Raw genomic sequence first — 16,469 nt, 5'->3', positions numbered from 1 at the left:
CCCCGCTCCGAGATCCACGCTAAAGTATCAGATTGTTTGGCGCATCTCGCAAATTCAATATTCTCCCAAGTTACCCTTTAAGGACATGGGAGTGACGCAACGTTTGCTTGAAGGAGGGATGGGGCTGGGCGATCTGAACGCAATGATGTGCTGAAGGCCGATGATTTCTGTGCAGTTCACATCAAACATTTGCGGGTTCAGTTAAGGTCTTGCTCAATGCTTGGGGCGCAGATGGCTTAACCCCTTTTGTGCGACATCACTGGGCAGCTCTGTTTCCAGTGCGGCGCGGGTCTTGCGCCAAAGAGGGGGCAAGGTGACGAGGCATTGCTCAAACTTTGCGATGTCTCTTTGTTTGGCAGCGGTGTCCGCTTCCACCAAGGCTGTGTGCAACGCGCGTGCGCCAAAAATGGCAGAGGCACTGGCAAGATCATGACAGAGTTTCGCAACGTGCCGGGATTGCCGGTAAGGCGCGGTGATGGCGGCGTTGAGCGCGTCGCCCTCTACCAGAAAGCGCGCCAACAGGCGGTGGTACGTGTCTTCGGGGAGCCCGGCGCGGTTGCCACGGATTGCGGCGGTGTCCAAAAGCTGGTCGGTGTCGCGCGCCTGTGTTTGGGCGGCGGGCGTGTCGCTTGTGAGCGTCACTGCTGAGATGCTGTTTTGCGCAATTTGGCGCAATTGCGCTTCAAGCTCTGATCGATTGAGCGGCTTGCCCAGAAACCCGTTCATCCCCGCCGCGATCAGGCGTTTGCGTTCGTCAGGCAAGATGTTGGCGGAGATCGCAACGATCGGTGTGTTCTGATTGGGGCCGTCGCCTGCGCGAATGGCAAGTGTTGCCTGCTGTCCGTTCATCACGGGCATCGCAATGTCCATCAAGATCACATCAAATGTCGCCCTTTCAGCGGCCTGTACTGCCTGTTCGCCATCCGTGGCGCAGATCACACTGTGGTTTTCACGGGTGAGCATGTCCTGCGCGAGTTCGATGTTGATGGGGTTGTCTTCTACCAGAAGAATATGCATCGGCGGCACCGGGGCAGCGCGGCGTGGTGTGGTGCTGTGTAGTGTGCGTGTTCCGGGAGCCATGGGCAGGCGTACCCAAAACGCACAACCTTGCCCATGCAGGCTTTCAACGCCGACTCCGCCGCCCATGTTTTCGGCAAATCGGCGCGCGATCCCAAGGCCAAGGCCGGTGCCGCCGGGCACACGACCAAAGGTGGAGTCATTGGTGACAAAATCGTCAAACACGTGGTCAATCCGATCAGGCGCGATGCCAACGCCGGTGTCGACCACGCGCAGTTCGATCATCGACGTCTCTTCGTCTGTGTCTTTCAGGGCCTCGGCTTCGACGATGATTGTGCCGCCTTCGGTGAATTTGATGGCGTTGCCAATCAGGTTCAACAGAATTTGCTCAACGGCGGCGCGGTCGGTTTGGACCCAAGCACGGGGCGCCCCCTCCCAGCGCCAACTGAGGGAGGTGCCTCGTGCGATGGCGGCACTGAGTTGGCTGTCGATCAGCTCTTGCAACAACACCGACAAATCGACGTTGCTCAGAGAGACATCTAAGACGCCCGCCTCATGACGGGCGATGTTGAGTACGGTATCAACATGACGCATCAACACGCGACCGGAGATTTCCATATTGCGGACATAGCGTGTTTGAGTGGATGTCAGTGCAGTGTCATTGAGCAGGTTTAGATTGCCAAGGACACCGTTCAGCGGTGTGCGTATTTCATGGCTCATCACGGTCAAAAACTCGGCTTTGACTTTCTCACCGGTCAGAGCACGGTCGCGCGCCTGCACCAGTTCGCGCTCTGTTGCGACCCGCTCAGAGATGTCGTGAATGAAGCCGATGAAGATGGTCTGGTTGTTTTCCTCGGCCATTTCCACAGCGACTTCGACGGGAAAAATACTGCCATCTGCCCGCATCGCATCCATGCGGATACGTCCGGTTCCCGCTATGTTGCCCTGTTCGCGTTTCGCCAGACGTTCCATGGCCGCCGCGTGCGCCATCCGTGTGTGGGCCGGCGCCAGCATTTCCAGAAAGCTTTTGCCGTGGACGTCCTCAATATGATAATCAAACATGTCTTCGCAGGCCTGATTAAATTCTAAGATGCGTGCGGCGCGGTCCACAACAATCACCCCATCAAAGGACGCTGTAAGGATGGTGTTCATGCGGACGTTGGCCTGCACCAAGGCATGGCCGCGTTGGCGGGTGCGCCGATAGATGTTGAAGGTGTGAATGATGAGCGCGATCAGCGCAGCGATCAATGCAGCTGTGCTGGCTGTGAGGCGTACAAAGGTGTTGGTGACACGGTCTCTGCGTTGGTCAGCCTGTTCTGCAAAAAACGTCAGCCCCTTCAAAGACAGGGTGCGGGTGTCGTTCCGTAGGTGTTCTGATCTCTTTCTGAGATCGGGCAGGGCCGCGCGCAAAGCGTCATCTGGACCATCGATCAGGGTTTCGGAACCGAGTACGAATCGCTCAATCCGATGGAGGGCGGCGTCAAACTCTGGGGTTGTGTTCAGGCGTTGATAGTTCGGGGACCGCATGATTGTGACGAAACGGCTGTAAAAAATATCGTACCGCAACCGGAGGCGGTCCAAGCTTGCTTCTGGGTCCAGCATTGCAGCTTCGAGCGCTGCGGTGAAATCTCTGGTTTCCAATTCGGCCTGGGCCAAGGACCATTCGACATTGTCTGATGCCTCAGAGCGAACGTCGCGAAAATTGGTGCCGACCTCATAGGTGGTGATGGCGGCGACCGTTGCGAGCAATGTCGCACAGAGAATGAGCATCAAGCTCAGGATGCGCCGCCATCCGGTGGTGTCGGGCAACGTGAGACTGAGAGCATTTCGTTTGCCGCGCGTTCTGTCCAGTATCGGGAGTGTACCGCGGCGCATGACTAGGCCGAGGTTGCGGCTTGCCGGTCACAAACGGCAGACAGGGCGTCTTGAAGAGCGGTGGGACGGAACCCGAGAGCCATTTTGAAGAATGCGTGCGACATGCGCAGAGACTAGTCTAGGATCTCGATCCTGTCGAGTTGCCAAACGCTGTGCGAATAGATCTTCGCGGTGCGAAATCTCTCTTCAGAGTCATACGGATAGACGATCCAAAGCGGGCCTTTGTCACGTCGATGCATGGGCTCACCATTCATCTCGTACACCAGAACAGGCGCCGCATCTTCCAGCGAGTCGATTGAGATTTCGATGGCATAGTCATTTATGGCCGAGGCCCGCAGCGTGTTGCCTGTACTCCCCAAAGTATCAAGCAACGACGCCAACGGTACACCCGTGAACATGTGGACCCCATCAGTCCAAATGGTCGATGTCGAAAAGGACGTTGCCGGAAATGAACGCAACATATCCAAATCGAACTGAGCCGTGTCGTCGACATTTGTGGTGTCGATCGTGCCCGACACGGTCAGTATGACGCTTCCGGAAGGAGATTCCATGGCGTCGTTTGCCCGAAGGGCGGTCGTGAGTGGTAGCATGAGGCCGACAGCTACAGCGAAAATAACGTGTATTCTTTTCCGCATTTAGTGCTGCCTCATCTGCTTACTGAATTTAATAACGCGACCGCGTGGATTTGGCATGTGGTCAAGGGTATACTGACCCTATACAAAGGGGTAGGTTTCTGTCATGACCTTACGTTAAGTTGTATAAGATTTTATCTATTCGGGCTTTTCAACACGTTTTCAGACTGTTGTGCCGAAACGGTCGAAAACGTAACTAAACGGTAGGTTGTTGAGGCCGATATTCGGGACTGACATTGCAGTGGGTTGCACAAAGGCGGCCAGCGACGGAGCATAGAATTGAAAATTCTGATCGCGGATGATCATGATCTTTTGAGAGACACATTGGTTGCCTTTATTGAAGGGGCCGGAGGTATATCGACTGTCTCGGTGTCTGACTTGGCTGGCGCATTGACGGCTTTGGACGCTCAGAGCGGCTTTGATCTGGTTCTTTTGGATTACAATATGCCGGGCATGCATGGGCTTGAGGGCCTAAAGCGCGTTGTGGCGCATCGCAGTGGTGTGCGTGTGGCGCTGATCTCTGGTGAAGCGCCTCGTGGAGTTGTGCAGAAAGCGATGGCCGTGGGGGCCGCGGGATTTGTGCCCAAGACATTGCCGGCAAAATCTTTGGTCAATGCGATCCGATTTATGGTGGCCGGGGAGCAGTTTGTTCCAGCAGATTTGATGAGTGAGGCGGCTGAGGCTGGTGCACAACATCCCATTGCGCAAAAACTGACAAATCGAGAGATGCAGGTTCTTGAAGGGCTGGCTGAGGGCAAAGCCAACAAAGAAATTGCGCGGGATCTGAACTTGTCTGAACCAACCATCAAATTGCATGTGAAGAACCTGTACCGTAAGATTGGCGCAGGCAATCGGACGCAGGCTGCCCTCATCGCGCGGGAAGCTGGCTTGTTCTGACCTGTGCGTAGGTCGCAAATTTTCCTCAATAAAATATGATACTTAGCTGATTTTTCGGTGTCTTTTGACAGTTGCCGAAACCAATTAGGCGTGCCGTGTTTCCAAGTTTGTTTGTAATTACATAGAATTTTACAGGCATTAACCACTTATTAAGTTCTTACTCGCTGCAAATGCCTGTCATCGGTACCTAGAGCCTCAGGGGCGACTACTGGGGTACTGAAATGTTTAGGAAATTAGCGGGGGCTGCCTTGGCAGCATTTGTGGCGGTACAGCCGGTGCACGCAGAAGAAGAGCGCTCTTTGCTGGGGTTCGGCTACCTTCTGGTCAATGACACCTTTGGTGACAGCTACGATCGGTGGCGCACGGGGTCTGCGGTCGCCAGTCTCGCGGTTGGGTCCGACTGGACCGGGCAAGCTCCATCAGAGTTTGGCGACCTTTGGGAAGTGCGATTTGGCGGGGAAATCATTGCGCCAATCAGCCTTGGTCGTCAGCGCAGCTGGGATCGTCACTATGCGTCTTCGGCGTTCTTGGGCGCGCATACACACATTCAGCGCGGTGGGTTGGAAGCCAGCATCGGTGCAGATGTGGTTGCGATTGGTCCGATGACCAATTTGGACGAGATCCAAGCGTGGATTCACCGAAACGCAGATGTGCAATTGCCGTCGCAGGCGGTTCTGGACGCACAAATTCAAAACACATGGCGCCTGCGTGGTGTTGTAGAGGTCGGCAACACTGTCTCGCTGGGTAATGCGTTTTCTCTGCGGCCGTTTGCCGAAGTTCGGGCCGGAGATGAGACGCTGGCGCGCGTTGGTTTTGACGCCACATTGGGCGGGTTTGGTCAGGGCGAGCTTTTGGCGCGCGACAGCGTCACGGGGCATCGCTATAGCGTGATCCGCAACCAACAGCCGGGATGGAGTGTTGTTGTGGGGGCTGATGCGGCGCAGGTTGTGAACAGCGTCTATTTGCCTGAGGTGAATGGGCTAGAGCGGACCGATGTAAGGGCGCGCGCACGGGCCGGTGTTCATTGGCGCGGGAAGCGGCACAGCGTATTTTATGGCGCATCTTGGTTGGGCAAGGAATTCAAAGCCCAGACAGAGGGCCAAGTGGTGGGCGCAATCAACTTCACCTATCAATTCTGATCGCCACGCCTCAGTGCCGGAAGGCCGCACCATTTTAAGAAACTGTAAATTCTTAAAATACGGCCTAGGCAGGACTCCGCGCATTTGTTAGCCTGCACTCAATAAAAAAAGACAAGGCAGGTAATCAGGCAATGAAAACGGGCTTTCGTGGCACGTTTGTCATCTCCTGGTCACAGACAGAAATAGATGGTCAGAAGGCCGCACCGTTGCAGGCGCTGGAAACAGGCGTGGTGTGGTCTTGGACAAGGGATGCCGTCCGTGTGGACGGCCCCAATGGGCTGTTGTGTCTGGACCGAGGTGAAGAAGGGGCAAACATCCGCAAGCGGGCGGCGCATATGGTGCGTCGATTGGTAGGGGCAGCCGTCACCAATCAGACACCTTTGCAATCGCTGGACGAAATAGAAATGGACGATCCGCTGATGGAAGGCGGGTTTGTTGTGACCGATGGGCGAAACAGTTACACGGCCACGGTGATTGAAGTGGCGGGCAGTGGACCGTTGGTGATGTTCCTTGATGAGTTGCCGCCCAAGGGGTGCGAGCTTTGGGTGGTGCATCACACAATGAGTGCGTTGCAACGTTCGCAGGTGCGGGCACCGGATGCGGGGGTGATTTGCTTCACGCCAGGCACGCGGATCGCGACGCCTGAAGGACCAAAGCTGATTGAAGAGTTGCGTGAAGGCGACCGTGTGCAGACGCGGGACAATGGCGCACAAGAGGTGCAGTGGATTGGCAGTCGCCGCATGACCGGCGCACGTCTATTTGCCATGCCGAAGCTGCGGCCTATTCGGATCAAGCCGGGGGCGCTGGGCATTGATCGCCCAGATCAGGAATTGTTGGTCAGCCCAGAGCATCGGATGTTGGTGCGTGGGCACGCGGCGAGGGCGTTGTTTAACGCCAAAGAGGTGTTGGTGGCCGCCCGTGATATGGTGAATGGGGACACAATCTGTGTGGACTCTGCCTTACGCGAGGTGACCTATGTGCATCTGCTGTTGCCGAGCCACGAAGTGATCTGGGCCAATGGCGTGGAAACGGAGAGCTTCCATCCAGCCAATGCGGCGCTGGACAGTTTGGCGCAGAACGATCGAGCAAGATTGCTGCAGAAGCTGCCTGAAGTGGCGCATAATCCACATGACTATGGGCCAGCCGCGCGCCGCAATCTGAGCGCCAGCGAGGCCGCGATTTTGATGCATGACGCGGCCTGATCCGGTTGCAATACTTAAAAAAGACCCCCGGCTAATGCGCGGGGGTTTTTTGTTACTGCTGCGAGAGGTCTTGCGCCAACATGAAGGCGTTGTTGTCTGGATCGTAAAACGTCGCCAGCTTGACCATCTCTGGGATTTCCTGCGTGGGCCCATCAAAGCGCACCTGCGCGCCCTCTAAAGCGGCACGCGCTTCGTCGATGTCCTCCACCCCAAACACCGGCACGCAATTTCCGGGCTTCGGTTCGGTTTGTTCGCCCATGCCGAGGATCACGCCGTCGGTTTTGGTGGTCATCTCACTCCAACCCACATCATCGAGATGAAAGCGGAGCGTGAACCCAAGTTTTTCTTCATACCACGCAGCGCTTGCGTGGCGATCACTCACGGAAATTGAGAGCGTGATGATGTTGGTCAATGCGGCGAGAGCCATGGGGGTGGTCCTTGTGGTTTGCGGTATGTGGTTGCATGAATCGTAAAATAAAGTAAATATACTTTATGGACATTAAGTTGCTTGTCAAGATCACCTCACGCGCTTGGGCGCTCGACATTATGGCGCAGATGCACCGCGGGGTTCCGGGCCGTCAGGCGGCGTTGATCGCCGCGAGTGGCGCGGGGCGCACGGCGTTTGGCGTGAGTTTGGCGCATTTGATGGAGCTGGGACTTGTCGCGCGCAATCCCGGGCACGGGCATCCGCTCAGGCCGGAGTTTGTGCTCACAGAGCTGGGGGTCGCGGCGGCGGCCATGGCGGATGCCGTGGTGTCGGCAGCCGAGGACAGTGAGGTCAGCTTGCTGCGCAAAAGTTGGACCGTGCCTGTGCTGGCGTTGGCGGCGCAACCGCAGCGGTTCTCCGGGTTGAAGGCACGTCTGGGGGCAATCACGGATCGGGCGTTGTCGACGTCTTTGCAGACGTTGGAGGCGCAAGACTGGGTGACGCGGGAGATTGATCTATCAGAACGGGTGCCGTTTCCGACCTATCAGGCGGTCAACGCCGGGGAACGGATCAATCAGGTGATTGGGCTGGCGGCTTAAAAATCAACACGGTTTCATGCGGGTCTGAGAGCTTGTCAGCCTGATCTCAATGAACGCTGCCACCTCCATAAATGTTACAACTTTGTCGCGATTTCGTGCTATAGGTGTGTATCGTTTTTAAGGGGGGAATTGTTATGTCATTGAACTACACGGGTATGCGCTACATTCGCGATAGCGCCATGCGGGAACGCTGTGCAGAACGCCTGTTGTTGATGCGGGAGCGGTTGGCGCCTTTGCGAAACCGCAAATCGGACTCAAAGCTTTTATTGGCCACCTGGAACATTCGCGACTTTGACGGCAACAAGTTCAAGTGGGGCCCAAGGTTGCCGGAAACATTCTACTATCTTGCAGAAATGATGTCCTGTTTTGACCTTATCGCTGTGCAGGAAGTGAACCGTGATCTGAAACCTTTGCAAAAGTTGGTGCGCATCCTTGGGCGTGAGTGGGACTACATTGTTACTGATGTCACCGAAGGATGGAGTGGCAATGCCGAGCGACTGGCCTTTGTCTACAATACAGAGAAGGTGTGGTTTCGGAAAATGGCAGGCGAGGTGGTCTTGCCGAAAGGGCAGTTGATCGTCACCAAAAAACTGGCGGAAACCGAAGATGGCCAGAAGATCATGGAAGAGGTGGACAATCAATTTGCGCGGACGCCCTACACCGTTGCATTCCAATCTGGGTGGTTCAAATTCAACCTGTGCACGGTCCACATCTACTACGGCAGCGCTTCTGGCGCCAAGTTGCAGCGCCGCATTGATGAAATCGCGCGGCTGATGAAGTTTTTCCGACGACGTCAGGACAAAGAAAACAGGTATGTGCGCCATCGTCCGGAAAAGGCTGAGAACTACATCTTATTGGGGGACTTCAACGTGGTGTCACCCGAGCACGAAACAATGGAAGCGTTGGAAAGCAACGGGTTTCACGTGCCAGACGAGATTGGTGGCAATGTTGTGCGGCTGGATCACGGCAAATACTATGACCAGATTGCCCTGCGTGTGGAGGACGAGCGCTTTAAGGTGCTTGGCGGCGGTGTGGTCAACATGTTTGAAGACGTTTTTCGCGACACTGAGGAAGATCGCTCCCTATGGGAGCCGTTGATTCCGGAGGATATGGAGCCGGACGAACCTTTGAAAAAGAGATACGACAAGTGGCGCACTTTCCAGATGTCAGACCATTCCCCATTGTGGATTGAGATCGACACCGAATATACCCGTCACTACTTGGACAAGTTTGCCAGCCCGGACGCTTGACTCCCCAAGAATCCCACGTATAAGCGCGGCTTCATTGGTGTTGGTGGCCCTCGCAAGAGGATGCCTGTCATGTCAGCCAAATCTGGCAAGAGGACAACGCCCTTCGAAACCTAAACGAAGGAGAACAGCCGTGACCAAACGCACGACTGCCAAATACAAAATTGATCGCCGCATGGGCGAAAACATCTGGGGCCGCCCCAAATCTCCCGTCAACCGTCGTGACTACGGCCCAGGCCAGCACGGTCAGCGCCGCAAAGGCAAGCTGTCTGACTTCGGCACACAGCTGCGCGCCAAGCAGAAGCTGAAAGGCTACTACGGCGACATGACCGAGAAAATGTTCCGCCGCATCTATGCGGAAGCGGAACGTGTTAAAGGCGACACGGGTGAAAACCTGATCGGTCTGCTGGAGCGCCGTCTGGACGCAGTTGTATACCGCGCCAAGTTTGTGCCAACCGTTTTTGCCGCCCGTCAGTTCGTGAACCACGGCCACGTGAAAGTGAACGGCAAGCGCGTCAACATCCCATCTTACCGCGTTAAAGAAGGCGACGTGATCGAGGTGCGTGACAAGTCCAAGCAGCTCGCAGTTCTGCTGGAAGCGACACAGCTGTCTGAGCGCGATGTGCCTGACTACATCGATGCGGACCACTCCAAAATGACCGCCACTTTCGTGCGCACACCGGCGCTGGGCGATGTGCCTTACCCGGTGATGATGGAGCCGAACCTGGTGGTGGAATTCTACGCGAAGAACTAATCTTCGCCGACGTCTTTCAAGAAGTTTGCAAAACCCCGCCCAAGTGGCGGGGTTTTCTTTTGCGCGGCGCAGAACTGCAGGTGTCGAGAGATGTCCAGAGTTATCCTGTGGCGCAGCAGATAATTTTGTTAACAATTTTATAGGCTTGGTTGGCGAAACGTTAAAATTGTGCCATGTTAAGACCACCTTAAGCACGGCGGCATTGGGGGCTGCTCCGTTCCAGCGGGTAAGTGCAAGAAGGAGACACACAATGGTCGCAGTCGTCGGCATTCTAGGAGAGACCACCGGGTGGTCTGGATTGAGCGCAACTCAAAACGCGATGTTGCATGCAGCTTTGTCAAAATACGCGGGGCAGTCAGCAGTTGAGCCGCCGCCACCCCCAAAGGCGGAAAAGGTTGAGCCGGTGCGTGAAACGTCGCGCAGTGCGCCAACAGCCAATGAGGCGCAGCGCCGCAATCAGATGGACAGCGCGGTAATGAGCGCCATTCGCTCTGCCGTGGCCAGCCATCAAAACTCTGAAGGTGGCGACTTTGCCAAGGTTCTCAAAGGCAAATTGGATGCGGCGGGCATTGATACCACAAAGTCGGTGGTGGACTACTACGCCTGACTTTCCGAGACTCTTCGGAGTCTGTTGATGTGTACGACCAAGGCACGAGGGCGCCTTGGTCTTTGGCGGGTCGTGTCCTAGAGATGGCAAAAGACGGCGCGGATGAAAGCTGGTTGGTTGCGCGAAGGCGCACGGGAATCGGGACCGGTCAAACTATCCCTTGAGGTTGTGTTCGCCACGAAGATGGGGCCGCTGTGCAACAGCGAGCATCTTCCGTTGGGACATTTGCGCATGCAGAAGTGATCCTGCCTTTCCAAGACCTCAAGGCATCGCTACACAGCGGGCAACGAGGGAGTGTAGTGCATGTCACGAATTGAGCCGCAACCAGGTGTTATGGACATTGAGTTGTATGTTGGCGGCAAGGCGACAGTTGATGGTGTCAAAGATGTCACCAAACTGTCCTCCAACGAAAACCCATTGGGATGCAGTGATGTCGTGAAAGACACGCATGCCAAAACGGGTCTGAACTTGCATCGTTATCCCAATACCGATCACGCCGACCTGCGCGCGGCAATTGCCGAAGTGCACGGATTGGACGCCGCGCGGATTATCTGTGGTGTCGGTAGCGACGAGGTGCTGCAGTTTATCACTCAGGCCTATGCCGGGGTTGGGGATGAGGTTGTGTATCCCGAACACGGATTCTCAATGTATCCGATCTTGGCCAAGATGGTGGGGGCCAAGCCGGTGGTCGCCGCAGAGCGCGAACGCGTCGTCGATGTGGATGCGATCTTGGCAGCCTGCACCAAAAAAACCAAAATCGTGTTTATTGCCAATCCTGCGAACCCCACGGGAACGATGATTGGCGGCAATGATCTGGCACGTCTCGCAGATGGTTTGCCCAAAGGCTGCATTCTGGTGCACGACGGTGCCTATACCGAATATGTGCAGGGATCAGATGGTGGCGCTGGGCTTGTCGAAGCACGCGACAATGTGGTGATGACCCGCACGTTCTCAAAGATCTACGGGCTTGGTGGATTGCGCGTCGGTTGGGGCTATGCTTCGCAAGAGATCATTGACGTGCTCAACCGAGTGCGCCAGCCGTTTAACCTGTCCAATATTCAGATGACGTTGGCTGAAGCGGCGGTGCGTGATCAAGAGTGGGTCGCAAAGTGCCGCACCGAGAACGCACGTATGCGGGCTTGGTTGGCCGAAGCGTTGATGGAGTTGGGGGTGCCGTCTGATACGTCCTGCACCAACTTTATTTTGGCGCGATTTGCGGATCAGGCTGAGGCTGAGGCTTGTGATGAGTATCTGAAAACCCAAGGGCTGCTTGTGCGCCGTGTGGCGGGCTATGGCTTGCCCAACTGTTTGCGTATCACGGTTGGGGATGAGCCAAGCTGTCGCCGGGTTGCGCATGCGATTGGCCAGTTCAAAGGCGGGGCGCGATGAGTGCGCCGGTCTATGACCGGGTTGCACTGATTGGTCTTGGACTGATCGCGTCGTCCATGTTTTGGGCCATGAAACGGGGGGGGCTTGCCGGTGAAGTGACCGGGTATGCCCGCTCTGAAGCCACTCGCGACACGGCCCGCCGGATCGGCCTGTGCGATCAGGTTTATGACAGCGTGATTGAGGCTGTGAAAGACGCAGACCTTGTGGTGCTGTGTGTGCCGGTTGGCGCGATGGGCGCCGTGGCGGCGGAGATTGCGCCGGCGCTCAAACCCGGTGCGACCGTGACGGATGTGGGCTCGGTTAAGCGCAGCGTGATTGACGCGGTGGCCCCACATTTGCCCGAAGGCGTTCATTTTGTGCCAGCTCACCCTTTGGCCGGAACCGAGCATTCTGGTCCAGAAAGTGGCTTTGCGGAACTTTACGACAATCGCTGGTGTTTGCTTGTGCCTGTTGAGGGCAGCAAACCTGAGGCTGTGGCGCAATTGCGGGCGCTTTGGGAAGGCATGGGCGCCAACGTGGATGAGATGGATGCGGACCATCATGATCTTGTGCTGGCCGTAACCAGCCATGCACCGCATTTGATCGCTTACACGATGGTGGGTGTTGCGGATGATTTGCGCCGCGTGACAGACAGCGAAGTGATCAAGTATTCGGCCGCTGGATTTCGAGACTTTACCCGTATTGCGGCCTCTGATCCCACCATGTGGCGCGACGTGTTTTTGACCAACAAAGACGCGACCCTTGAAATCTTGGGACGTTTCACCGAAGAATTGTTTGCACTACAGCGGGCCATACGTACCGGAGATGGTGATCAGCTGTTTGACTACTTCACCCGCACGCGGGCAATCCGGCGCGGGATCATTGAGGCGGGGCAGGACACAGCCGCGCCAAACTTTGGACGGGGGGCGCCAAAGACGTGACGCGCAGCGCAGGACTTTTGGCCTCAGTATTGGCCTTTTGCGTGATGGGAGCCTCTGCGGTACCAGCAAGCCCGCCGGACTCAAGTTTGCGTCCGGTCCTTCGCCCGCAGATTTACCCCGTGGCCTTGCCAAGTTTGGCGCCAGAGCGGTCGTTGCGGCCTGTGCTGCGCCCGGTGCAAACCAGCGCGGCCGTGGATCGTGCCGCAACTGTCACAGCGGTACCTGCGGTGGCGGCTGCACCACAGCTCGAAGCCACGCAGGCTGGATTGTTCAAAAGCAAGAAGAAAGAGCGACGCAAAGCGGGTATTGGCAAAGTGTGCCGAGATCGAAAATTGATTGGTCAGGAAATTGATCCGGTGCCGGGCAAGCTGCCGGGCTGTGGCATCTCCAAAGGCGCGATCCGGCTCTATGAGGTGGAAGGGGTCAAGCTCAGCACACCCTCCGTTATGAACTGTGATACGGCCAAGGCGTTGCAGACATGGGTCGACAAAGGAATGAACAAAGCGGTGCGCAGCTATGGTGGCGGCGCACGCGAGATCAAAGTGGCGGCACATTACGCCTGTCGCACGCGCAATCACAAGAAGGGTGCGAAGATCAGCGAGCATGGCAAAGGCAATGCGATTGATATCTCTGCTGTGACGCTCAAAAATGGCGATACAATCTCTGTGCTCAAAGATTGGAACAACGGCAAGAAGGGCCGCATTCTCAAGAAGATGCACAAAAGCGCCTGTGGGCCGTTTGGCACAGTTTTGGGTCCCAATGCGGATCGCTACCACAAAGACCACTTTCATTTTGACGTGGCGCGTCACCGCAGCGGATCTTACTGCCGGTAAGACTTTAGCGCAGCACGAGTCTGGGGGCAGGGCCGATTGGCAGCGGGCCCAGACGAGTTGCGCCACCACGAAACGTCAATGGAATGTCCAATTCGCGACCGTTGCCGGAGAGTTGAGCGACAAAGCCAAGTGCTTGCTCCAGAGTGTCCACAACGGAGGGTGATACCTTTGCCGATTGGCGCGCAACGGCCAATATCTCGCGCCAGTTGACCGCACGTATGGTGACCTCTCCGGTGGGATATCCCGAACTGTCCACAGTGACGGAGCCCGCGGCGTTGAGTTGCAAATCTCCCCAGACAATTTCTGCCAGTGTCAGGTCAAGAGTCACAGGTTGCGGTCGCGCGGTTTCGATGGCGGTTCTGTCCCAAGGCTGATCAAAGTCAGCCGTCAGGTCGGCCTTAAAGCTGGAAAAACTTCGAGGCAGATCCACTCCGTCCGGCAGGTCAAAGCCTGCGGGTGGGGTGAGATCGTCAGCGTTGAATGCGATACGGTAGCGGGTTGGGTTTTCTTCGTCACGGTGCATCGCAACGGTCACAGATTTGGCGGAGAGCTGCCAGTCGGCGCTGGACGCGATGCCAAGGTCGGTGATTGCAAGATTGGTGCGGGACAACGTGAGGTCTGTGCCTGCGTCCAACACCAAGGAGGCGCGCATGTCGCCGGAGGTGATGTCGAGTTTTTCTGTGGGTGTTGCCAAGGTTTGGGTGTCGGGCCAAACGGCGATCAGATGATTTGGGCGATAGGTCAGGGCAAACAACTGAAAGAAAGGAGCTTCCCACGCCACGCCAGTGCGTGGATCGGCGAGCGTGATGTTGGTGAAGGTGCTGTCCAGACGGCTCGGATATCCTGCAACCGAAAGCTCATCATATTCGGCGACCCAGCCGTCGTTTTGACGGGCATCAAACCAAGCGGGGAAGGCGGTGGTCACGCCCCAGTAGCCCGCCAGCCAGAAGCCTGACCACGCCATCGCGGCGATGAGAATCAGATATGCCAGTCGTTTCATGCCCCACGGCCCCTTTTGTCGCGTTTCAGATTGGTGTTTAACGGCGCAAAGCACGCAGGACCAGAGGTAGACTATGTGGGTATTTGGATACGGATCACTTTTGTGGAACCCCGGTTTTGAGGTGGCTGAACAAAGTGTGGCACGCCTTGACGGATGGCACCGGAGTTTCTGCATGCGATCGATCCATCATCGCGGCACGGTGGAACATCCCGGTTTGGTTTTGGCTCTGGATGCGGCGGACGGCGCTCACTGTCAGGGGTTGGCTCTCAAGGTGGCGGACGGGCATGAAGCGGGCACATTGGACTATTTGCGGGAACGCGAACTTGTAAGCTCTGCCTACCTTGAGCGCACATTGCCGCTGAGCCTTGCCGATGGGCGCAGCGTAGAGGCCGTGACCTACGTGATTGATCCCGATCACGTGCAATATTGTCATCTGGATTTGCTCGAACAAGCGCAGATCATTTCTACCGCAGTTGGGGGGCGAGGCCCGAACACCGAATACCTCCACAATACCGCCAGCCATCTGTTTGAACTGGGCATTGAAGACGCAGATTTACGTTGGCTGTCGCGCGAAGTGCACAATATGGCCTCTGGCTGACCGGACTGACGCGATTTAGCGGAAAATTCCTTGGCAGCGCAGAGGCATGCCAGTAGGGTGACGACAGAAAAAACAAGTGTCAGGATCCGTCCACATGGATCAGCCGGACCGTAAAATCGAGCCGCGTTTCAATAAACCCACCCGCCAGATTGTGCTTATGCTGATTGTGCTGGCGCTGGTAGGTGGTGTCGCCTATGTCGCGCTGCCTCAGGTGTTGCCGGTGTTCACCGCCAATCCAGAGCTAAACGGGTTCATTTTCTTTGTCTTTTTGGTGGGTGTCGCCGCGACCTTTGGGCAGGTGTTGTCGCTCTTCAGGTCTGTGCGTTGGATTGAAGGGTTTGCAGGGCTTCGGGTCGGTCATGATCCCCACAGCCCCCCAACTCTGTTGGCCTCTTTGGCGACATTGTTGCGCGAGCGCGGGGCGCATGGGCAGATTTCGTCAACCTCTTCCAGTTCCATTCTGGAATCCGTGGCGACACGCATTGATGAAGGGCGTGAGATCACGCGTTACATCGTCAATCTGTTGATCTTCCTTGGCCTGTTGGGCACGTTCTACGGCTTGGCCACCACTGTTCCGGCGGTCGTTGACACGATCCAAAGTCTTGATTTGGGCGAGGGCGACTCCAGCGTGGATGTCGTCGCGCGATTGATGGATGGGTTGGAAAGCCAGTTGGGCGGCATGGGCGTGGCCTTTGCATCCTCACTCTTAGGGTTGGCTGGGTCTTTGGTTGTTGGCTTGCTGGAACTGTTTGCCAGCCACGGACAAAACCGGTTTTACCGCGAGCTTGAGGAATGGCTGAGCTCGATCACACGGGTGGGCTTCACCTCTGGTGACAGCGAAGGCGGTGACGTTCAGGTTCTCGGCGCTGCGTTTGAGCATATGTCGGGGCAGCTCGATCAGCTGCGCGATACGATGGTGCAGACCGCACATGTGCGCAGCGAGAGCAGTGGCGACATGAGTGAATTGGTGGCGGCGATCCACCGGATGGCTGACCGTATGGAAACTCAGGCACCTGCAACGCAGGCGTTGTTGCGGGTTGCCGAAGGGCAAGAACAGCTTTTGGCGAGCATTCAAGAAAGCGGCGCGGCAGATGGTGGCATGGATGCGGAAAGCCGCATGCGCTTGCGCTCGATTGATGTGCAGATGCTGAGGATTTTGGAAGAGATCTCCGCAGGTCGGCAGGAAAGCATGACAGAGCTGCGTACAGAGATGGCCATGATCACGCGGCTTTTGCGTCGGAACGTCAAATTGCAAGAGGCTCAAGCCGACGGGCCAAATACCAAAGTCAATCTGAAGCAGACACCAAGGCCCAAGGGCGGACGGGAGGGCTAA

16 protein-coding genes are annotated in these 16,469 nt (G+C 56.4%); 12 read left to right on the top strand and 4 right to left on the bottom strand.

From position 1 onward, the window contains the following. Positions 1–213 precede the first annotated feature (213 nt). Positions 214–2,892, bottom strand: coding sequence for an ATP-binding protein (locus ABWV47_RS14380; RefSeq protein WP_353312987.1), 2,679 nt, complete (start codon positions 2,890–2,892; stop codon positions 214–216). A 113-nt stretch (positions 2,893–3,005) separates the two neighbouring features. After that, positions 3,006–3,482, bottom strand: coding sequence for a putative pterin-binding protein (locus tag ABWV47_RS14375; RefSeq protein ID WP_353312985.1), 477 nt, complete (start codon positions 3,480–3,482; stop codon positions 3,006–3,008). A 321-nt stretch (positions 3,483–3,803) separates the two neighbouring features. On the opposite strand from ABWV47_RS14375, the gene ABWV47_RS14370 reads away from it, so the two are divergent. From ABWV47_RS14370 to ABWV47_RS14360, 3 genes are all read left to right on the top strand, one after another. Beyond that, entirely contained in the window at positions 3,804–4,421 is a 618-nt protein-coding gene (locus tag ABWV47_RS14370; RefSeq protein ID WP_353312983.1) for a LuxR C-terminal-related transcriptional regulator, read from the top strand. A gap of 221 nt (positions 4,422–4,642) precedes the next feature. Further along, positions 4,643–5,560 carry a lipid A-modifier LpxR family protein gene (locus ABWV47_RS14365; RefSeq protein ID WP_353312981.1) on the top strand — a complete coding sequence of 306 codons (918 nt, stop codon included), beginning with the start codon at positions 4,643–4,645 and terminating at the stop codon, positions 5,558–5,560. A 131-nt stretch (positions 5,561–5,691) separates the two neighbouring features. After that, a complete protein-coding gene (locus tag ABWV47_RS14360) occupies positions 5,692–6,762 on the top strand; it encodes a Hint domain-containing protein (RefSeq protein ID WP_353312979.1) in 1,071 nt (356 codons plus the stop codon). A gap of 52 nt (positions 6,763–6,814) precedes the next feature. Here ABWV47_RS14360 and ABWV47_RS14355 read toward each other — a convergent pair whose 3' ends face one another. Next, a complete protein-coding gene (locus tag ABWV47_RS14355) occupies positions 6,815–7,189 on the bottom strand; it encodes a VOC family protein (RefSeq protein WP_353312977.1) in 375 nt (124 codons plus the stop codon). Positions 7,190–7,254: 65 nt separating this feature from the next. Here ABWV47_RS14355 and ABWV47_RS14350 point away from each other — a divergent pair, with 65 nt between their 5' ends. The 7 genes from ABWV47_RS14350 (at position 7,255) to ABWV47_RS14320 (ending at position 13,538) form a co-directional block, all read left to right on the top strand. Then, positions 7,255–7,788 (top strand): winged helix-turn-helix transcriptional regulator, encoded by a 534-nt coding sequence (locus ABWV47_RS14350; RefSeq protein WP_353312975.1) that lies wholly within the window; start codon positions 7,255–7,257, stop codon positions 7,786–7,788. A 134-nt stretch (positions 7,789–7,922) separates the two neighbouring features. After that, a complete protein-coding gene (locus tag ABWV47_RS14345; protein WP_353312973.1) occupies positions 7,923–9,038 on the top strand; it encodes an endonuclease/exonuclease/phosphatase family protein in 1,116 nt (371 codons plus the stop codon). 130 nt (positions 9,039–9,168) lie between these two features. After that, a complete protein-coding gene (rpsD, locus tag ABWV47_RS14340; RefSeq protein WP_353312971.1) occupies positions 9,169–9,789 on the top strand; it encodes a 30S ribosomal protein S4 in 621 nt (206 codons plus the stop codon). Between the two features lie 250 nt (positions 9,790–10,039). Further along, a complete protein-coding gene (locus ABWV47_RS14335) occupies positions 10,040–10,396 on the top strand; it encodes a hypothetical protein (RefSeq protein ID WP_353312969.1) in 357 nt (118 codons plus the stop codon). Between the two features lie 303 nt (positions 10,397–10,699). Next, positions 10,700–11,785, top strand: a complete 1,086-nt coding sequence (gene hisC / locus ABWV47_RS14330; protein ID WP_353312967.1) for a histidinol-phosphate transaminase — start codon at positions 10,700–10,702, stop codon at positions 11,783–11,785. Then, positions 11,782–12,705, top strand: a complete 924-nt coding sequence (locus ABWV47_RS14325) for a prephenate/arogenate dehydrogenase family protein (protein ID WP_353312965.1) — start codon at positions 11,782–11,784, stop codon at positions 12,703–12,705. Before hisC ends, ABWV47_RS14325 begins: the two co-directional genes overlap by 4 nt. After that, positions 12,702–13,538 carry an extensin-like domain-containing protein gene (locus ABWV47_RS14320; protein ID WP_353312963.1) on the top strand — a complete coding sequence of 279 codons (837 nt, stop codon included), beginning with the start codon at positions 12,702–12,704 and terminating at the stop codon, positions 13,536–13,538. The genes ABWV47_RS14325 and ABWV47_RS14320 overlap by 4 nt, the downstream gene beginning before the upstream one ends. A gap of 4 nt (positions 13,539–13,542) precedes the next feature. Here the strand turns inward: ABWV47_RS14320 and ABWV47_RS14315 are convergent, their stop codons facing one another. Continuing rightward, a complete protein-coding gene (locus ABWV47_RS14315; RefSeq protein ID WP_353312961.1) occupies positions 13,543–14,538 on the bottom strand; it encodes a DUF2125 domain-containing protein in 996 nt (331 codons plus the stop codon). A gap of 73 nt (positions 14,539–14,611) precedes the next feature. Here ABWV47_RS14315 and ABWV47_RS14310 point away from each other — a divergent pair, with 73 nt between their 5' ends. Next, the gene (locus ABWV47_RS14310; protein WP_353312959.1) at positions 14,612–15,136 is read left to right on the top strand and encodes a gamma-glutamylcyclotransferase; all 525 of its coding nucleotides are present in this window, start codon (positions 14,612–14,614) and stop codon (positions 15,134–15,136) included. A 94-nt stretch (positions 15,137–15,230) separates the two neighbouring features. Next, positions 15,231–16,469 carry a biopolymer transporter ExbB gene (locus tag ABWV47_RS14305; RefSeq protein WP_353312958.1) on the top strand — a complete coding sequence of 413 codons (1,239 nt, stop codon included), beginning with the start codon at positions 15,231–15,233 and terminating at the stop codon, positions 16,467–16,469.

Origin of the sequence: Shimia sp. NS0008-38b, assembly GCF_040370365.1 — a bacterium.
GTDB lineage: Bacteria > Pseudomonadota > Alphaproteobacteria > Rhodobacterales > Rhodobacteraceae > Shimia.
This window is presented reverse-complemented; position numbering and strand designations above follow the sequence as displayed.